Raw genomic sequence first — 18,191 nt, forward strand, 5'->3', positions numbered from 1 at the left:
AGGTTCTGCTGTGATAAGAATAGACGTAAATCTTGGCAATACCGCTTAATCAATTAGTTACAACAAAGAAGCTGTAGCACACCCCAATCGCCATAAATGATTTTGATAAATTCATTTTATTTCCACAACAAGGTTATCTATATATACCCAAGATAAACTAACCACCATGATATTAATAGATGCTCATTAATCCATACATAGCATTAATATACCCTCACATCCTGTTAATTATTTTTGTATATAATTTAATTCCAGTTTTTTTGTTACGATTTTACCGACAATATTTAATTTTATAAAACACGGTAAGATTAGAAAAGTCTCAGCACAATTAGCAGTAATCATAATAACCATATAAATATACAAGGATTTTTCGTGTTTAATACAATAAGAACACGTATTGCCATCAGCGTTGGTATTGCTATGGCATTTACACTACTCATTGCAATGGGAATGACGACAAGAGCGTTCACGAATGTCAATCAACAAGTTAGCAACAAAGTTAAAATTCAGTTAAGTGATGCAACAAACCTTAATTTAAAGGCCACTGCATCTGAGCAAGGCAAAACAATCGCTAACCAACTTTTCCCGGTTCTAGCAAACTTAAATCAAGTACGATCCATTATTGAGTTAAGTGGTGAAAGTGAGGCTGGTGCAGGCATCATTGTTAAACAATTTACGGCTGCTTTAGAAGCTCAAGATCGGGCAGTCTTTGCGGGCTACATGGTGTGGGAACAAAAAACATGGCCGAAAGCTTCTGAAATTCATGCTGCTGACGCAATAAATAGTAAAGGCTACCTTGCCCCCTTCTTCTCTCCAAACTCCAACAATAGCTTTGATCCTGTTGCAATGGAAAGCTTTAGCAACACTGCCTTAAATAGCAATGGCGAGCGAACTGATGATTGGCACTTAATGCCATTCGAAACCGGACAAACTTTTGTCATGGAGCCCTACATGTATCCAGTTCGGGGTAAAGAGGAGCTCATCACCACAATCAGCCAGCCGATCAAAGTCAATGGTCAAATTGTTGGTTCGCTGGGTTTTGACTTATCTCTGGCTGAGCTCCAGGGGCAAAGTGAAAATTTCGCTCGTGATTTATTTAATGGTGAAGGAAATATCATCATTTCTTCCTGGCAAGGGGCTGTACTGGCTAATAGTGGTGACCCCACTCAAGTTGGGAGAAAAGTCGCTAGCGAGCTCTCTTCGCAATGGTCTGAGATCCAGTATTTGGCTCGGAGAAATGGCATCGACCTAATCACTATTGGCTCAGATGAATATGCCATTACCTCTGTAGATACCTCCGGTGCGCCATGGATCGTGATGGTTTCCGTACCTAGCCGCAAACTGAGCCAAAGTATTACATCGTTTGAGAATTGGATTAGCGCCCAAAATGATGATGCCATTAAACAAGGTGTGTTGGCTGGCCTAATCGCTGCAGTCCTTGGTATTGCGGCTATCGCTATCATTGCCAACTCACTCGGCAAGGTACTATCTAACCTTGTTGAGCGTTTTAAAGATGTCGCCCAGGGTGATGGTGATCTCACTTACCGAATTGAAGTTAAGGGCAAAGACGAAACAGCCCAATTAGCCCATTGGTTCAATACCTTCTTAATTCGTTTGCAAGAAACGCTATGCACCGTCAAACAGACAGCAGATCAAGTTGACCACAGTGCTCTGGAAGGTAAAGCAAAAGCTGAAGGATCCAAAGAGAAGCTGATTGAGCAGGTCAACGAAGTCAACTCATTGGCTGCGGCGATTAATCAGATGAGTGCTTCCGCACAGGATGTTGCAGGCTCGGCTGTACAGGCAGCAGCGGCTGCGAGCCAGGTCCAATCAAGCAGTATCAGTGGTATGGGGCAAATGGATAATACTGCCACCGCCGTTGGTGATCTGGCAATACGAGTCAATAAAGCCCAGGAGCAAATCCAAAGCCTTGCACAATCAAGCGCCGCCATTCAGGGTATCTTATCTGAGATCGGCGGTATTGCCGATCAAACTAACCTACTTGCGCTCAATGCGGCAATAGAAGCGGCACGAGCAGGTGAAGCCGGCCGTGGGTTTGCAGTTGTTGCCGATGAGGTTCGAAATCTGGCAACCCGTACCCAAACCTCAACGGAAGAGATCCGTTCAATGCTTGGCCGCCTAGAGCAAGATACCCAGTCAATCGTGGTATCAATGCAACATAGCCAGCAACAAGCGATGGACACAAAAGAAGAAACACAAGCCGCCCAACAAGCACTCGCTGAAATCAATGATGCAATTGAAGTGATCAATGATATGAATAATCAGATCGCCTCATCAGCCGAAGAGCAAAGCGCGGTGGCAGAAGAAATAAACCGCAATGTTGTTGTTATTAATGATACCGCAGCCGAAGTAACGGATAGTATGACCTCATCACTCGCCACCAGTGAAGAACTAGCGGATAAAGCCACTGAGCTTCATAAAGAACTGAATAAGTTTAAGACCTAAACTTCCCGGCAGAACCACCCCGCCCCCTTAACTAAAAGCGACCAACACCGGTCGCTTTTTTCTGCCGTAGCCCTACATAACGTTCAGTTATTCACACTATTAACAATATCATCACTACTGTTCGAGATATCACTTCCACAAGAGCAAAAAAGCGCTAACCATTCAGGCGCTTAATAAATAATCTCCCATGTATTCCAATAGCAACTAAGAACAACATTATGTCAAATACAACCACTACATCAAAAAAACTACAGACATCACACAAAACAACAAAAGCATTACTCGTAGGTGCATTGTTAGGTGTGGGAATGGCTGCATCCAATGCGCATGCAGATACCGTTCTTCATGCATTTAACTGGAAATACAGTGACATCACAAGTCAGGCAAAGGAAATTGCACAAGCCGGCTATAAGAAAGTCCTCATTTCACCACCGCTAAAATCAACAGGCGATCAATGGTGGGCACGCTACCAGCCACAGGATATTCGCTTAATCGACTCACCTGTGGGTAATAAAGAAGACTTACAGGCACTGATTGCAGCCCTAAAAGCAGAAGGAGTCGATGTCTACGCAGATATCGTACTCAATCATATGGCCAACGAAAGCTGGAAAAGAAGTGATCTGAATTACCCAGGGAGTGAATTGCTGACCCAGTACAGCCAAAATATGGAATACATGAATAAGCAAAAACTGTTTGGCGACCTCAGTCTTGGACAATTTTCTGCCAACGACTTCCATCCGGCCGGGTGTATCACAGACTGGGGGAACCCTGGACACGTGCAATACTGGCGGCTATGCGGTGGTAACGGCGATACTGGCTTACCGGATCTAGATCCAAATACCTGGGTTGTCGGCCAGCAACGACTTTATTTGCAGGCGCTTAAAGATATGGGGGTCAAAGGCTTCCGTGTTGATGCCGTCAAGCATATGAGTAACTATCAGATCAGCCAAGTATTTACCCCGGAAATCACAGCGGGTATGCATGTCTTTGGCGAAGTGATCACCAGTGGCGGCAAAGGAAGTAACGACTACCATTCGTTCCTGGAACCCTATTTGAACGATACTAACCATAGCGCTTACGACTTCCCTCTATTTGCCTCGATCCGGGCAGCATTTTCCTATAGCGGCAGTATGTCTCAACTTCATGATCCGCAGGCTTACGGACAAGCCTTACCTAATGACCGGGCTATCACCTTTACCATCACTCACGATATTCCGACCAATGATGGTTTCCGTTACCAGATCATGGATCCAACCAACGAAAAGCTGGCTTATGCATACATTCTAGGTAAGGACGGTGGCACTCCGCTTATCTATAGCGACGCGCTGTCAGCTGATGAGGACAAAGATAACGGACGATGGAATAACGTCTGGAACCGCAGTGATATGGTCAGCATGATCAGCTTTCACAATGCGATGCAGGGAAAATCCATGGAGACCCTTTATAGTGATCAGTGTCTGTTGATCTTCAAACGTGATAAACAAGGGCTCGTCGCCATTAATAAGTGTGGTGAAGAGCGTTCTTATACCATCGATACTTATAACGTTGAGTTCAATTGGTATATGCCGTATCAGGACAAGCTGAGCAACCACAGCGAGACCATTACTTCGCGTTACCACACTTTGTCAGTGCCTGCACAGACTGCACGGATGCTTGCTTTGTAATAAAGACAAGCTTTAAGGCTGACGCAACAAAGGGCGATAACTTTTTGTTTCGCCCTTTTTCGTTTCAATCAAAGTTACCCCATGAGATAACCAGCAATATTTACTTTATCCACTCATATTACAATTGAATGATTTTCAAGCCTTGGCCTATTGCAATTTAAATTTGCTGACCAGAGCATTCAGTTGTGCGTTCGCTGCAGCTAAACTTTGCGTGCTGTCCACTGTAGACTGCCCATTTTGGGTCAACTCATAAACCATCTCGCGGATGTTGTTCATATTACGGCTGACTTCTTCAGTTACCGAGCTTTGCTCCTCAGAAGCGGTAGCAATTTGGGTACTAAGGTCGTTGATTTCGACAATAGAGCCAGTCATCAAATCCAAGCTGTTTGATACCCGCCCGGCGTTGTCTGCTGTACGTTCACAACTGGTTTTTGTCACTTCCATTGCAGCAACCGCACTGGAGGCATCTTGACGTAATTTAGTTAGGATTTCATTAATTTCTGCAGTACTGCTTTGGGTACGCGCAGCAAGCGATCGTACTTCATCAGCAACCACGGCAAAACCACGTCCTTGCTCCCCGGCTCGTGCCGCTTCGATTGCGGCATTGAGCGCCAGTAAGTTAGTCTGATCTGCAATTTCTCCAATCACGCCTAACACACTGACAATCTGGAGGGTGTTCTCGTTCATGGTGTTAATACTCGATGACGCAGCATCGACTTCATCCACAAGCTCCCTCATACTGCTTGACGCTTCGAGTACATCTCCTTTTGCCACCAGCGCTTCGTCATTGGCTTTTTGCGTATTAGCGGCTGTCTCGTTGGCACTGTGGGCGACCGTCTCTGCTGTTGAGCTCATTTCTGTAACAGCGGCTACGACTTGATCGGTCTCTGAAGCGTGCTGGATCAGCGCTTGATTGTTTTGCTCTGACTGCTCATCAAGTTGCTTGATACCATCGGTGATATGCGAAGAGGCTTGTGATATATCCAGGATCATGGACTGCAGATAAATGATAAAGTTATTTACCGAGTTACCAATATCACCCAACTCATCGCGAGATGTGATATCTATTCGCGACGTTAAGTCAGCTTCCCCCGTCGATAAGGTATCAATACGTTCTTTGAGAAGCACTAAGCCTTTAATGATCTTATTGATCGACCAGGCAGCTACCAGCAATGCGAAAACCAGCAAAACAATGGCAATAGTGATACTCATGTACACCTTGTCTTCAAAAATCTCGGCTGTTGCTTGCGTCAACCCGTCCTGAATATTTGTTATGTCGCTCGCATAAGTACCCGTTGCAATAGTCCACCCCCATTCTGGATAAACATTCCTGGCATAGACAATTTTTTCCTCTATTTGCTTGGTTGTAGGGTTTTCGTAAGAAATATTAACAAAGGCTTCTGATTGGCCTTTTATACTGTCGGCAACTTTTGTTGTTGTAGACGGAATGATAGTCCCAATAATTTCGGCTTTGGGGTGAGCAAGGATCTTTCCGTCCCTGTCCTGCACCCAAAAGTAGCCATTTTGGCCATATTTCGATGAACTGATGGTATCAATAGCGGCCTCAAGCTCATCCTGTCTGAGCGTACTGATGTACTCCCCTGTCGCAATAACCAGGTTTAATGGCTCGAAGTAGACTGACGCCGAGAGTTTTTCCTCTACTTTCTCGGTTACCGGATTTAAGAAGTGATAGCTGGTAAAGCCAATAGCATTAGCTTTGGCCACCTTGACAATATTCCTTGCGTAATAGTTACCTTTGGTGTCTTTTTTATCATAAGCACTGGTGCCGATAATACTGGCGTTGGCACCATTTGCTTTGTTTATCACCGTGGTGGCATCATACGCAAAAATATATCGCCCATTATCCCACCTATACTCATTGATAAAACTATTAATGCTAATTATCGCCTCAGCGGTAGACGTACTATTGTTATATATCCTTTCAATGGTGCTTCGAAATGTCGAAATATCAGACGACAACTCTGTTTTAATATTTTCTAGTTTGGAGTTCTCATAATAAAAAGAAATAGAACGAGTGACAGTATCAACTTGTCCCTTTAAGCTATCATTCAATAGCTTAGCTACCTTCTCGTTTACATTGCTACTTTCCGTTTCAAGTACTGCCTTTTCAGTATCAATCAGACTTACAATAAAAAAGCTACTCATGATGAGTAATGGAACGCATAACAATGCTGCCAACTTGGTTTTTATGGTTAGATTCATTGGGCTAAACCTTTGGTTGTACTCATGTCTTAAAAAAGTAAATCAAATCATTAATTGTATTGGCAATACAATTACAACTCATGAAGGTTGTTGGAATAATATTATTAATCTCGCAACTGCCAACAACCAAATAAAAATCCCAGCCATTATAAGCAATAAAAATATCACTCTGACCTATTAACAAATATTGAGCCAGCCTATTTAGGCTAACTTTATTTATACTTATTATTCAATAATTTCAGCATATCGCTGGCTATACACAAGGGCTGGCCTCTTTTGCACAACTGCTCTCGGCACTATCGAGTTCTTTCAGCTCAATAAGAACTTCTTCTGCCCAGTTAACCCACGCCTGACGGTTATGCACGCCACGACGCAGTGTCAGGCGGTTAAGGCGAGATTGGCGATCCATGTTCTTGTAGTCGGCGAAGTAAATTTTCTCCAGCTCTTCATAGTTGTTCATTAGGGTATGAGACTCTTGGATCAGTGCCTCAAGCTGTTGCTGCATGGGTTCTGAATTATGAACACTACATACAACGAGTTTGGCTGAGACCTCATCGCGAATTGTTGGATTTCGAGCAGGAGCCTGGAACCATTCAAACAGAGCCTGTCGCCCCAGTTCGGTAATAGTGTAGACTTTACGATCCGGTTTGCCTGTTTGCAGCTCAACCCGGCAGGTTACCAATTCATTGTTGGCCATTCTATTGAGTTCGCGATACACCTGCTGGTGACTCGCTTTCCAAAAATAACCAATGCTGTGTGAAAATTCTTTGGTGATATCGTAGCCGGAAGCGTCACGGTTGCTCAGCACGGTTAAAATCACATTTTGTAGTGACATCTCTTCTATCCTTTTAAAAAATACAACAAAAGTACTGGTTCTTGCAGAAATCTTGGCTAATTGGCCTCTGCAACACCTCACCTGCAATCAGTTGCTCTACAAATGATGCATTTTTTTTAGGAACAAGTATTAAAGAAATGCGTAAAAATATGAACAGATCCCCTTCTTGATATTATTTCTGTGTATTGGCTTTGCTTCGCGACTAAAATTACCCATCAACACTCCCGCGATTACTCCTGCTCAATTGCCTCAAATTCCTCTCTCAGCCTGTCAATAGAAGGAGAATAGACAGCAAATAAAGCCGCCGACAGTCTATTTAATTCCTGCTCATCAGCATCTTGCATACAAGCTATTTCCAGTTCCTCGCATGCTTTACTAAGTGCTATTAAACCTATCGCTCCAGCAGAGCTCTTAAGGCTATGAGCTGGCGCCTCAAGTGCTTTGGCTGATTGCTGAATTTTGATCTCGTTGATTAGGGTAGCCGAGCGTTCGTAAAACATATTCACCATATCACATACCAAGCCATCTCCGAGTATTTGCCTGTCTTCTTCTAACACTGAGTGATCAAATAGAATTGCAATCGGTTCCTTTCCCTCATAGCCGACAGTCTCGTACTTGCAGTATTGACCACTGTAGACATTCGCTATGACTGTTTGCATTTGTTCAAACTGTACCGGTTTACCTAAGAAACCATCGAGGCCAGCCTCAAGGTATGATTCGATGTCTTGCCGGAAAACATGGGCAGAAAAAGCGATAGTAGGTATATAGCGATCCGTTTTTTCTCTCAATTGATGAGTCAGCGTCACGCCGTCAGTGTCCGGTAAATTAATGTCCATTAAGATCATATCGACATGGTGATTATCAATCGCATTTTGTGCCATTTCTCCTGACATGGCCACAACAACTTTATGGCCAAGCTTGTGCAGGAAGCCTTGGGCGACCAATACATTTGTTTCAACATCTTCTACCAGCAGTATATTTAATGATGGGATACTCACTGCAACGCTTTCGTCTGCGGGAGCCAGTTCACACACATCAGCAGCATCCAAGGGTAGCGTAAGAATAAAGCTGCTACCGATATCCGGAGCACTGCGCACCGTCAATTCACCACCAAGCATCTCAGCAAATCTTTTGCTGATAGGTAGACCTAACCCGGTACCGCCTTCAGAGTGAGTCGCCTGCTCAAAAGGCTCAAAAATAATAGCCTGCTTTTCTTTTGGGATCCCCTTACCGGTGTCTAATACCTCAAACGAGAGTAAAAGCCGGTCTTGGGTTAGTTGCTCTTTGATCAGCACATGGAGCGTAATGCTTCCCTGATGGGTAAATTTAATCGCATTACCTATCAAATTTGTGAGAATTTGGATGATCTTATTGGAGTCGCCACGCAAACATATTGGGACATTACCTGCTACCACATAGGTTAGTTTAATGTTCTTTTCTGTGGCCCTGGCTTTAAGCATGTTAACAACATTGGCTACAGTAGACTCTGTATGAAAAGTCGTGTCATTGATATCAAAATGTCCAGCTTCAATTTTTGAATAATCCAAGACATTGTTAAGTACCCCCATCAGAATTTCACCCGATGAAGTGATGGTTTTTGCGTAGCGCTTTTGCTTGTTATCTAAGGTCGTATTTTCAAGGAGGTGTAGCGTCCCCATTATCCCATTCATGGGGGTGCGGATCTCATGGCTCATGTGGGCAAGGAACGTTGATTTAGCCTTGTTAGCCTGCTCAGCCTGTTCTCGGGCTTTAGCATGTTCTTCAACTTCGCTATTGAGTGCATCATTAGCCTCAGTAAGCTGAGCAGTACGATCATCAACCAATTTTTGCAGTTCATTTTGGTGTTCACGTAATGCTAATGCGTTTTTCTTAAATACCGAAATTGCATCCGCAAGATGACCTACCTCCTCGCTGCTCCCCCGCGGTATATCAACAGATAAGTCACCAGCCGCCAGCTTTTTTATTGCCGCTGTCATACTGCCAGATGCTTCAAGTACATCATCTTTCGCCAACAGCACTTTGTGATTGTCTTTGTGGGTGTTATCAGCCATCTCGGTAACACTAGAAGTATCTATACCTCGTGCCGAGTTCATATTTTTAATGGCCACGACGACTTGATCCGTTTCAGCTGATTGCTTGATGCCATCAGTGATATCGGCAGAGGCTTGCGATATTTCCAAGATCATAGATTGCAGATAAATAATGAAATTATTTACCGATTTACCAATGTCGCCCAGCTCATCATTTGAAGTAATATCTAACCGCGAGGTTAAGTCAGCCTCGCCAGTCGATAATGTATCAATACGCTCTTTGAGGATCACTAAACCTTTAACAATCTTATTAATCGACCAGGTAGCAACTAGCAGAGCTATAATCAACAGTGCAGCGGCAGTAGCAATACTCATGTATACCTTGTCATGGAATATTTCTGCTGTAGAACTAGTCAGTCCATCTTGAATGTTCGTGATATCACTCTCATAAGTACCAGTAGCAATGGTCCACCCCCATTCAGGGTAAATACTTCTGGCATAGACAATTTTGTTTTCTGTTTGTTTAGTGGTCGGATTTTCATAAGCAGTTTTAACAAATGCTTCAGACTTTCCTTTGATACTCTTTGCGACTTGCTCTGTTGAGGAAACAACAGTACCGACAATAGCTGCCTTAGGGTGAGCTAGAATTACACCGTTCTTATCCTGCACCCAAAAGTAGCCATTTTGACCATATTTCGATGAACTTATGGTATTAAGTGCAGCTTCAAGTTTATCCTGTCTTAATGTACTGATGTACTCACCCGTCGCAATAACCAGGTTTAGCGGCTTGAAATAAACGGATGCCGTTAATTTTTCTTCAACTTTTTGAGTGACCGGATTTAAAAAGTGGTAACGACTAAAACCAATCGTATTGGTTTTTCCGGCATAAACTATATTTCGTGCATAGTAATTACCCTTAGTATCCTTTTTATTATACGCACTTGTGCCGATAATACTGGGGTTTGCACCGTTAGCCTTATTAACAATCGATGTAGCATCATAAGCAAAAATATATCGCCCGCTATCCCACTGATATTCATTTATAAAAGCATTAATGCTAATTTTCGCATCGCTAGCGGATGTACTGTTTTTATATATACTTTCGATGGTATCTCTAAACGTTACGATATCAGTTGCTAACTCTGCTTTGATATTTTCTAGCTTCGAGTTCTCATAATACCTGGAAATTGAGCGGGTAACCGTATCAACTTGCCCCTTTAAGTTATTGTTCAATAACTTAGCTACTTTCACACTTACATTGTGGCTTTCTACCTCAAGAACAGATTTTTCTGTATTCTTAAGGCTGGTAATAAAAAATCCACTCATTGTAAGCAATGAGGCACACATAATAAGTGAAAGCTTGGCTTTAATTGTTAAATTCATGGGGCTAAACCTTTGGTTACACTGGGCTGGTCACCACAAAGTCAGGCTGTTACCGCCCAACTTGCGCTCTATTCACTACGTTGCAGCCTAAACAGTCATAGCTAAACGACTTCTGGAGCAAACAGATACCCTTCACCGTGTACGGTAATAAAAATCTTGGGGTTTTTGATACTTTCTTCCATCTTGTTTCTCAGTCGGCGGATCAAGACATCAATGGTACGATCGCTCGGTGTATCAACTCGGTGAGAAATCAGATTTAGAAGCCTGTCCCGACCTAAAACTCGGTTGGGGTGGGTAATGAAAGCGACCAACAATTCATACTCAGCTTTGGTTAGCCTAACCATATCAATACCCTTTGACAGCTGACGCTGAGCAACATCAAACTCAAAATCCAGAAACCGGAATCGACTATCATCCTTTTCCAGTTGTGACCAGGCCGCCTCGGCCTGCTCCAAAGCATCCCGGGTTAGCTGGATACGCCAAAGCAAGTTTTTGGCACGTACCAACAGCTCTCGAGGTTCTACAGGCTTGGTTACATAATCATCAGCCCCCATTTCAAGGCCAAGAATCCGGTCGATTGGGTCAGTTCGGCCAGTGACCAAGATAATAGCAATGTCAGATGTGTTTCTCACATCGCGGGTTAGCTTTATTCCATCTTCCCCAGGTAAGTTAATATCCAGCAGGATCAGATCGATTTTCTCACTGTTCAGGATCTCTTTCATCACGACACCGTTATCAGCTTCAAAAACGGTGTGGCCAGCCTGGACGAAATGGCCCTTAATCTTCATCCTAAGGATAGGATCGTCTTCTACAATCAAGGTCTTGTAAGTCATAAGTTCTCAGTATTCAGCCATGTATTGTGGCTAGATGATCATTCCTGGAATGAATTACCTTCATGTATCATATGGCGCACCACTATTATTATGCCAGTATATTACTCATTCGTATCTTATCTGTTGATAATAATCACAAAAGCCCAAAGCCAAGAATTCCAGGTCGCAAATACGCGAACATCTTGCCTATATTTTTATATCAACAAGCCTGATTATATTGGCGTATTTTTACAAATAGGGAGCAGATCGATTAATAATCAACTTGAGCATTTTACACCCAGCAAAAAGGCGGGCATCTCAACAGAGTCGAGATGAACAATTTCATTCGCTGAAATATGGCCGATGAATATCGAGTGTCGCCTCAGGTGAAGTGCAATTCATGGGGTATAAATTCACTCAGTGGCTCAAACATCAGCGCAAAGGTATGGAAGGTAATGCAGAAAAAGAACCCTATGCAATAACAGCAATTATGCAGCTATTGAATAGGACTCTCGTCCTGAATGCTTGTCCTTGCGCTGAAAGCTCCCCTTGCCTTTTTTCGATTTCACAACACGTGTTCTGAATAACTTACTAGTCACCGCAGCTTTCAGGGCATTATCCTGAATCGTTCCACGCCCCAGCTCTGTCTGCTGCTCATTCATATCAGCTGGGTGGGTATTCTCCACCAGCTTTAACTTACGTTTTTTCGCCATCGTTCTATTCCTTACATTAACAATTATTGTTGAGATGATAGTGGCTATATGATTTCTCACAGGTTCAATTTTACTGCTTGAGCACCAAAATTCAAACCCATCAATTAAGCCAGTTTGGTACATCTACTATGGTCTTGTATTTATTGATAATTAGCCACTGTCTTTTTCAAAAAATTTACGATAAAGAGCCAAAAACTCAAGCACAATCTCTCTTGCCACATCTGTTTCACAATTAGTCAAAAAGACCATGCCTGTTTGGGTGAGCGGATTGAACACCATTTCAGTCCGGATGCCTTTTACCCACCCCCCATGATGGACAAAACCTTTGATCCCTCTGTAATCAAAAGTTCGCCAGCCCAAACCGTAATACACATTGCTCAGCTTGGCCCGGTAGCGATACTGGTTCGCCCTGATATGCGGCTTGTGCATCACTTCCAGGGCTGATGAACGCAAAACCGTTGGATTATGACCAAACTGTGCCAACATCCATTTCGCCAGATCCTGCGCACTGGCATTGACGCCGGCAGCGGCGGGAACCTTATAGTAATAAGGTACCGGCTTCACGGCCGCACATCCTGATTTCACTTTGACATGTGGCACCACCCGGTTGGATGCGTTCAGGAATTCGTCATAGCCGTATGAGGCATGCTCCATTTTAAGCGGAATAAATACCTGCTCTTTGACTAGTGTTGAATAGTCAGTCCCCGATGCCAAAGTAAGCATATCAGCACTGAGGTTGTAGATAACGTTTTGGTAGCTATAGCATTTACCGGGGGTACAGACAAATTTGACCCGCTTTAGCATCTGAAGGATACGTGTATATCTGACATTGTCTTCAAGCAAATCTGAATAAGCCTGGGCAACCAGGCCTGTGGTATGGGAAAGGAGGTGCCGTAACGTTAACGTCTTGCCCAGTTCAGGATCACTGAACTCCACGTTCTCGAGATAAGGCACGACGTGGGTATCCCACTCAATCAGGCCTTTATCAACCAAAATCGATGTCGCTGCCGAGGCGAACGTTTTCGATATCGACGCCAAGGGATACACGGTCGCCGAGTTGATCCTTTTACTGCCACCCGCTTTCTTTACCCCATAGCCACGTAACAGTCGAATATTTCCATTGACAATGACGGCCAACGAGGCTCCAGGAAGACCTTGTTTCACAGACTTTTTTACATAGCTATCAAGCGCGAAAACTATCTCATCCTTGGGTGCTGATTGAACAGTACCACCTGAAAGCAATGCAAGGGCGATAGGCAACAGTCTGTACAGCATGAATGACACAGTAACACCAGCCTTATCGAGTTTTCACTAAGGGTAGTGGCTAACAGCAACATTTAATCTTCTCTGTATTGAGAATCAAACTCGATAACAATAAAGTGTCATAAAATAGAACAAAAATGTTCATTTATAAGAAAATAGTTCAAGAAATATACTTAAATTTCCTCTATGATTATTTTATTGGACTCTTTTAACATGATGCATATATTTGCTATCAATTTGGTTAAATTATTTTTTCCGCTTACAAGTGTTCGCTTAAAATAGTATTTCCTGTGTACAAGTGTTCGCTGAAAATAGTGTTTTATTGAGAAATCATGCTCATTGAGTAACTCACGCACGTTTTATTAGATTATTTGCACTAAAGGTGAAATCCGTTTATCACCTTGATATATAATGAAAAACACTCATCCGATGAGCTTTGAAATGAGATCTGGGGCACGAAACCACTTTTATTGTTCGGTATAGCCGTTACAATACCCCCCCTCAGCCAATTCAAGACAAATATTAATAAGGTCACATAGTCATGAATGTAGTCGATTTTTTTAAACAAAAACGTGATGATCTGTCACTACAGCCGTTTGAACTGAAAGACTTCCTATCACCGTCTTTACGTGACTACTGGCTAGAGTTGATAGACAAGGCGAACAATAGCCAGCTCGGTTTGTTAGTTAAAGACCACAAATTGGCATCAAATGATGATGCAGTTGCGCCCGTGACACCCGTTGCTCAGCCAGCTCCTATCATCATGAAGCCTGAAGCTGAAGCGCTAATGAATGAGCTTAACGCGACACTTGGCGAAGTGATCCATGTGGGACAGTGGCTATCTGTCGATCAAAGCCGTATCAATAACTTTGCCGACGTTACCGAAGACCACCAATGGATCCACACAGATCCAGAGCGTGCCGCTAGTGAGTCGCCGTTTAAGACAACGATCGCACATGGTTTTTTAACACTGTCGCTGCTTTCTGTCCTGACCGATAGTGTTGATCCCGACAACCAAAAATTCCCGACAGCGAAGATGACAGTGAACGTCGGCCTGAATCAGGTACGCTTTCCGTATCCGGTTAAAGCAGGAAACCGTGTTCGTGCCAGCACAAAAATTCAATCCGTCACTGCAATCAAGCGAGGTCTTGAGATCGTTCAGGAAATTACGGTTGAGATTGAAGGTGTACGCCGTCCTGGTTGTGTAGCAGAATCAGTGATACGCCTGCACTTCTAAGTGCCATTGCTGAAGCTAACGATCCGAATTTTAAAAGGCCATCTCGTGATGGCCTTTTTCGATTTTGAGCATTGTGCTCTATGCTTTTTCAATCACTTTCAATGCTTCTTTTTGACTCAGCGCCGAAAGCTTATCCGTATACTTTGCTATAAAGCCTGACACATAGTCGGGATCAGTTTTGGAATACTCTCGCAGCACCCAGCCGATTGCTTTTCGAATGAAAAACTCATCTTCGTGGGCCAGCATCAAAATCGTCTCTTCCAACAAAGGTACGTTAGTATCAGCTTTGTGCTTCAAGTGGGCCAATAAGGAGGCACGACGCAGCCACATATTGTCAGATTTACGCCATTCAAGCAGTTTCTGCTCTAGCTCCCGGTGCTCCTTAATCAAAGTACCAATAAGGTTAGATGCTATTTTATCAACAGTATCCCAGTGGTTAGCCCCCAGTAACATCTCTTCATAGATATCGAACGCCTCTCTGGTACGAAAAGCTTTGTAGTACTCGGCAGCATCCATTGCCAGGTATTGTTCTTCTCGATTTTCTCCTGCCCAAAGCCAAAGAACCAAACGGCTATACTCTGTAAATGTACTCACTTTGGTATGCTCTCGAGCTTGCTTAAATATGGCCTGGCGCTCCGGAGCCTTCACCCCATAGAAGGGCTGCTCCGTCTTCATATAAGCCTGCATTGCCTTTGCATCCTCGGGGTTGCCAGCTTCAGCCATGCGCTGCTGCATTAATATCACCATAGGGATGATGAGGGACATAAGGCACTTCCTTTACAACTAACTATTATTATTTTGGTATTTGAACACAGTTCTGATTATCGTAAAACAATTTTCTATAAAGCCTTTATTAATCAATAAGCTCAGCCAATTTTTCGAGGTTATTCCCGTGTTTTCTTGGCCATTTCCCCCTGGAAACCCAAATATTCAATGATGTTGTCTATTTGCCGGAAGCTAAGGTCGGTGTGGTCAGGCATCTGGGTAAACCTAAATTTTGACGGCTGGCGAATATACTCGCGCAACACTTCCTGGCGGCGGTAGGCGAGTATATTCATTGGCGCATTCAAATCAGGTCCAACTTTCCCGCCTTGCTGATCTAATGCATGGCACTTCATGCATCTATCTTTGAACAACTTAAAGCCTTGATATACATTGGTCGTCGTGTTGGCTCCTTGAGGATATAAGGCTGGATATTGATTTTTGAACTCGACCGTATCAACTGCCGCCAACTGATAAGGCCATGGATAGGCTTGTTTTGGTGTCTGCTTGCTGCCTGCCCAAACCAAGTAGAAAGGACCAGGACTAGATTGATTATGCCCTATAAGATCCCAGTCAGGGTTATCTGCATCACGATAAACAATGTAGCCTCCTTTCTCTAACAGCTTGTCAAATGCAGCAACGGCCTGATAGCCATCAAGGGCTACAAATTTAACATCTGTACACAGCTGACTCTCCCAGGCTTTCCCATAAACTAATGCCATAACATCATGCAGTGAAAATGCCAGATAACGCTTGTCTTTATCGTACTGAGGATCGTAAATATCAACCTGATGGGTCGATAATTGCTTCTTCATAGCACCTAATGTAAGTACCTTAACCGTCTCTCCTGCTTGTGAAAAAACAAGCTGTGCGGAATAAACGCTTGCCGACCACATAGATAGCAAACACAAAACGGATAGCCACTTCGTCCCTAAAGCCTTCCCTATCATTTTAGTGCCCTTTTGGTTCTACGATAGCAGCCATAAAAACTACTAATTATTTGATTTACCCTGAATATAGTCAGTAACAAGCAGGCTAGCCTAAGCCTTTCCCACATTGGAATGCATATCACAGGTTTTAAAAAGGGACTTCGTTACCAATACCGCAATATCGTTGAATGGTTAACCATTCGCCACCGGCTTCATAACCGCCATAAAATGCCGTAATACAGGGGGTTCGTACTCGAATGTCAACCCAGATAGGCCACAAGCCTGTTTACTTAAATTAATCAGTGCGTTAGCTACATATTCCATATGATCATTGGTATAAACACGACGGGGAATTGTTAGGCGCATAAATTCTAGCGGCGATGGCTTTTGTTGATTGGTGACAGGGTCACGCCCAGCTAGTAGAGAACCAATTTCAACGGCGCGGATCCCCGCTTCCAAATACAATGCATTACATAAAGCCTGAGCGGGAAACTGTTCAGGGGGAATGTGCGGCAACATCTTTTTTGCATCGACAAAAACGGCATGTCCTCCTGCAGGCAATTGGATTGGTACTCCCCCTTCTTGAAGGCAGCAAGCCAGAAACTCAACTTGTTTTATCCTGTAGGTTAAAAAGTCTTCATCCATCCCTTCATAAAGGCCGATGGCCAATGCTTCCATATCTCTGCCCGCCATCCCTCCATAGGTGATGAAACCTTCCATCGGTACACATCGTGTCTGGACAGACTGAAACAGCATGGGATCATTGCGAATGGCACAGATACCGCCAATATTGACCATTGGGTCTTTCTTAGCTGATAGCGTTAACATATCGGCATACTGATACATCTCTGCCACAATTTGTTTGATCGAAGCCTGTCGATAACCCGCTTCTCGTTGTTTTATAAACCAAGCATTCTCGCAGAACCGTGCCGAATCCATAATTACCGGAATTTGGTGCTGCCGGGCAATCTGGTACACAGACTTTAGGTTCTCCATCGATACCGGCTGGCCCCCGGTGCTGTTGCAAGTGATGGTCATAATGATCCCGGCTATATTAGCCTCACCAAAATGACAAATACTGGCATTCAATTTATGTAGATCGATGTTGCCCTTCCAGTCATACATCAGCTCGGTGTTAAACGCCCGCTCATCAACCAGATTAATCGCTTTTGCCCCACAGAGCTCTGCATGTGCCGCCGTCGTGTCAAAATGATAATTAGATATAAATACCGGTTCTGTACCGCCACGCTCCCGCTGCATTTTTTCAATTAGGCATGGGAATAGTATCTGTTCGGCTCCTCGACCTTGATGGGTTGGTACAAAGTCGCTGTAACCAAAAATATCTTCAACTACAGCTTTAAGGCGGAAGAAACTACGGCTGCCTGCATAGGACTCATCGCCAAGCATTAGCCCCGCCCACTGAGACTCACTCATTGCCCCTGTGCCTGAATCCGTTAACAAATCGATATAGACATCTTCACTATTCAATGCGAACGGATTATAGCCCGCTTGCTTTAACGCTTTTTCCCTATCCGCGAAGGTTGTCATACGAATAGGTTCAACCATTTTGATCCGGAAAGGTTCAGGGATACGCTTCATCATCGCCTCTTCATCCGTTTTCCAGGGTATGTCATATTTTTCAAAGAGAAAGTTGGGTACATTAAACCAATGAGTTAATTAGGAAAATCATTGCGAAGGCGATCGTCTTGATTAAACCAAGCCGTCAAGGAAGGGGGAAGGTAATGTGTCTGTCGAGGTTTCCAATACATGGCTAGCTCCTCACTGCTAACTATAGCGCAATGACTCCTTCCCGTTAGTTGACTAATATTCGCCGCCTTCCTACGTTAAATATATCAGCCACCTATAAAACCTTG

11 protein-coding genes and 1 pseudogene are annotated in these 18,191 nt (G+C 43.7%); 3 read left to right on the forward strand and 9 right to left on the reverse strand.

The genetic code is table 11. From position 1 onward, the window contains the following. Positions 1 to 372: 372 nt before the first annotated feature. The gene (locus tag AC51G0_RS19905) at positions 373 to 2,466 is read left to right on the forward strand and encodes a methyl-accepting chemotaxis protein (RefSeq protein WP_496303387.1); all 2,094 of its coding nucleotides are present in this window, start codon (positions 373 to 375) and stop codon (positions 2,464 to 2,466) included. 308 nt (positions 2,467 to 2,774) lie between these two features. Next, positions 2,775 to 4,130 (forward strand): alpha-amylase family protein, encoded by a 1,356-nt coding sequence (locus AC51G0_RS19910; protein ID WP_496304158.1) that lies wholly within the window; start codon positions 2,775 to 2,777, stop codon positions 4,128 to 4,130. Positions 4,131 to 4,277: 147 nt separating this feature from the next. Here AC51G0_RS19910 and AC51G0_RS19915 read toward each other — a convergent pair whose 3' ends face one another. The 6 genes and pseudogenes from AC51G0_RS19915 to AC51G0_RS19940 all read right to left on the reverse strand — a co-directional run bounded on the left by AC51G0_RS19915 (position 4,278) and on the right by AC51G0_RS19940 (position 13,401). Then, the gene (locus tag AC51G0_RS19915; protein ID WP_496303388.1) at positions 4,278 to 6,353 is read right to left on the reverse strand and encodes a methyl-accepting chemotaxis protein; all 2,076 of its coding nucleotides are present in this window, start codon (positions 6,351 to 6,353) and stop codon (positions 4,278 to 4,280) included. A gap of 253 nt (positions 6,354 to 6,606) precedes the next feature. Further along, positions 6,607 to 7,188 (reverse strand): PadR family transcriptional regulator, encoded by a 582-nt coding sequence (locus tag AC51G0_RS19920; RefSeq protein ID WP_496303389.1) that lies wholly within the window; start codon positions 7,186 to 7,188, stop codon positions 6,607 to 6,609. A 230-nt stretch (positions 7,189 to 7,418) separates the two neighbouring features. Then, positions 7,419 to 10,601, reverse strand: a complete 3,183-nt coding sequence (locus AC51G0_RS19925; RefSeq protein WP_496303390.1) for a cache domain-containing protein — start codon at positions 10,599 to 10,601, stop codon at positions 7,419 to 7,421. Between the two features lie 101 nt (positions 10,602 to 10,702). Then, entirely contained in the window at positions 10,703 to 11,434 is a 732-nt protein-coding gene (torR, locus tag AC51G0_RS19930; RefSeq protein ID WP_496303391.1) for a two-component system response regulator TorR, read from the reverse strand. 479 nt (positions 11,435 to 11,913) lie between these two features. Beyond that, positions 11,914 to 12,075 (reverse strand): annotated as a pseudogene (locus tag AC51G0_RS19935) (alternative ribosome-rescue factor A); the annotation flags it as partial. Positions 12,076 to 12,276: 201 nt separating this feature from the next. Then, entirely contained in the window at positions 12,277 to 13,401 is a 1,125-nt protein-coding gene (locus AC51G0_RS19940) for a serine hydrolase domain-containing protein (protein ID WP_496303392.1), read from the reverse strand. Between the two features lie 529 nt (positions 13,402 to 13,930). On the opposite strand from AC51G0_RS19940, the gene AC51G0_RS19945 reads away from it, so the two are divergent. Beyond that, positions 13,931 to 14,626, forward strand: a complete 696-nt coding sequence (locus AC51G0_RS19945; RefSeq protein WP_496303393.1) for a MaoC family dehydratase — start codon at positions 13,931 to 13,933, stop codon at positions 14,624 to 14,626. A 78-nt stretch (positions 14,627 to 14,704) separates the two neighbouring features. Here AC51G0_RS19945 and AC51G0_RS19950 read toward each other — a convergent pair whose 3' ends face one another. The 3 genes from AC51G0_RS19950 to AC51G0_RS19960 all read right to left on the reverse strand — a co-directional run bounded on the left by AC51G0_RS19950 (position 14,705) and on the right by AC51G0_RS19960 (position 17,916). After that, the gene (locus AC51G0_RS19950; protein ID WP_496303394.1) at positions 14,705 to 15,391 is read right to left on the reverse strand and encodes a DNA alkylation repair protein; all 687 of its coding nucleotides are present in this window, start codon (positions 15,389 to 15,391) and stop codon (positions 14,705 to 14,707) included. Between the two features lie 119 nt (positions 15,392 to 15,510). Then, positions 15,511 to 16,203: a cytochrome c gene (locus AC51G0_RS19955; RefSeq protein WP_496303395.1), complete on the reverse strand. Its 693-nt coding sequence runs from the start codon at positions 16,201 to 16,203 to the stop codon at positions 15,511 to 15,513. A 306-nt stretch (positions 16,204 to 16,509) separates the two neighbouring features. Next, complete coding sequence (locus tag AC51G0_RS19960) at positions 16,510 to 17,916, reverse strand: tryptophanase (protein WP_496304159.1); 1,407 nt, start codon at positions 17,914 to 17,916, stop codon at positions 16,510 to 16,512. Between the last annotated feature and the right edge of the window lie 275 nt (positions 17,917 to 18,191).

The organism is Photobacterium sp. HL06 (assembly GCF_059552575.1).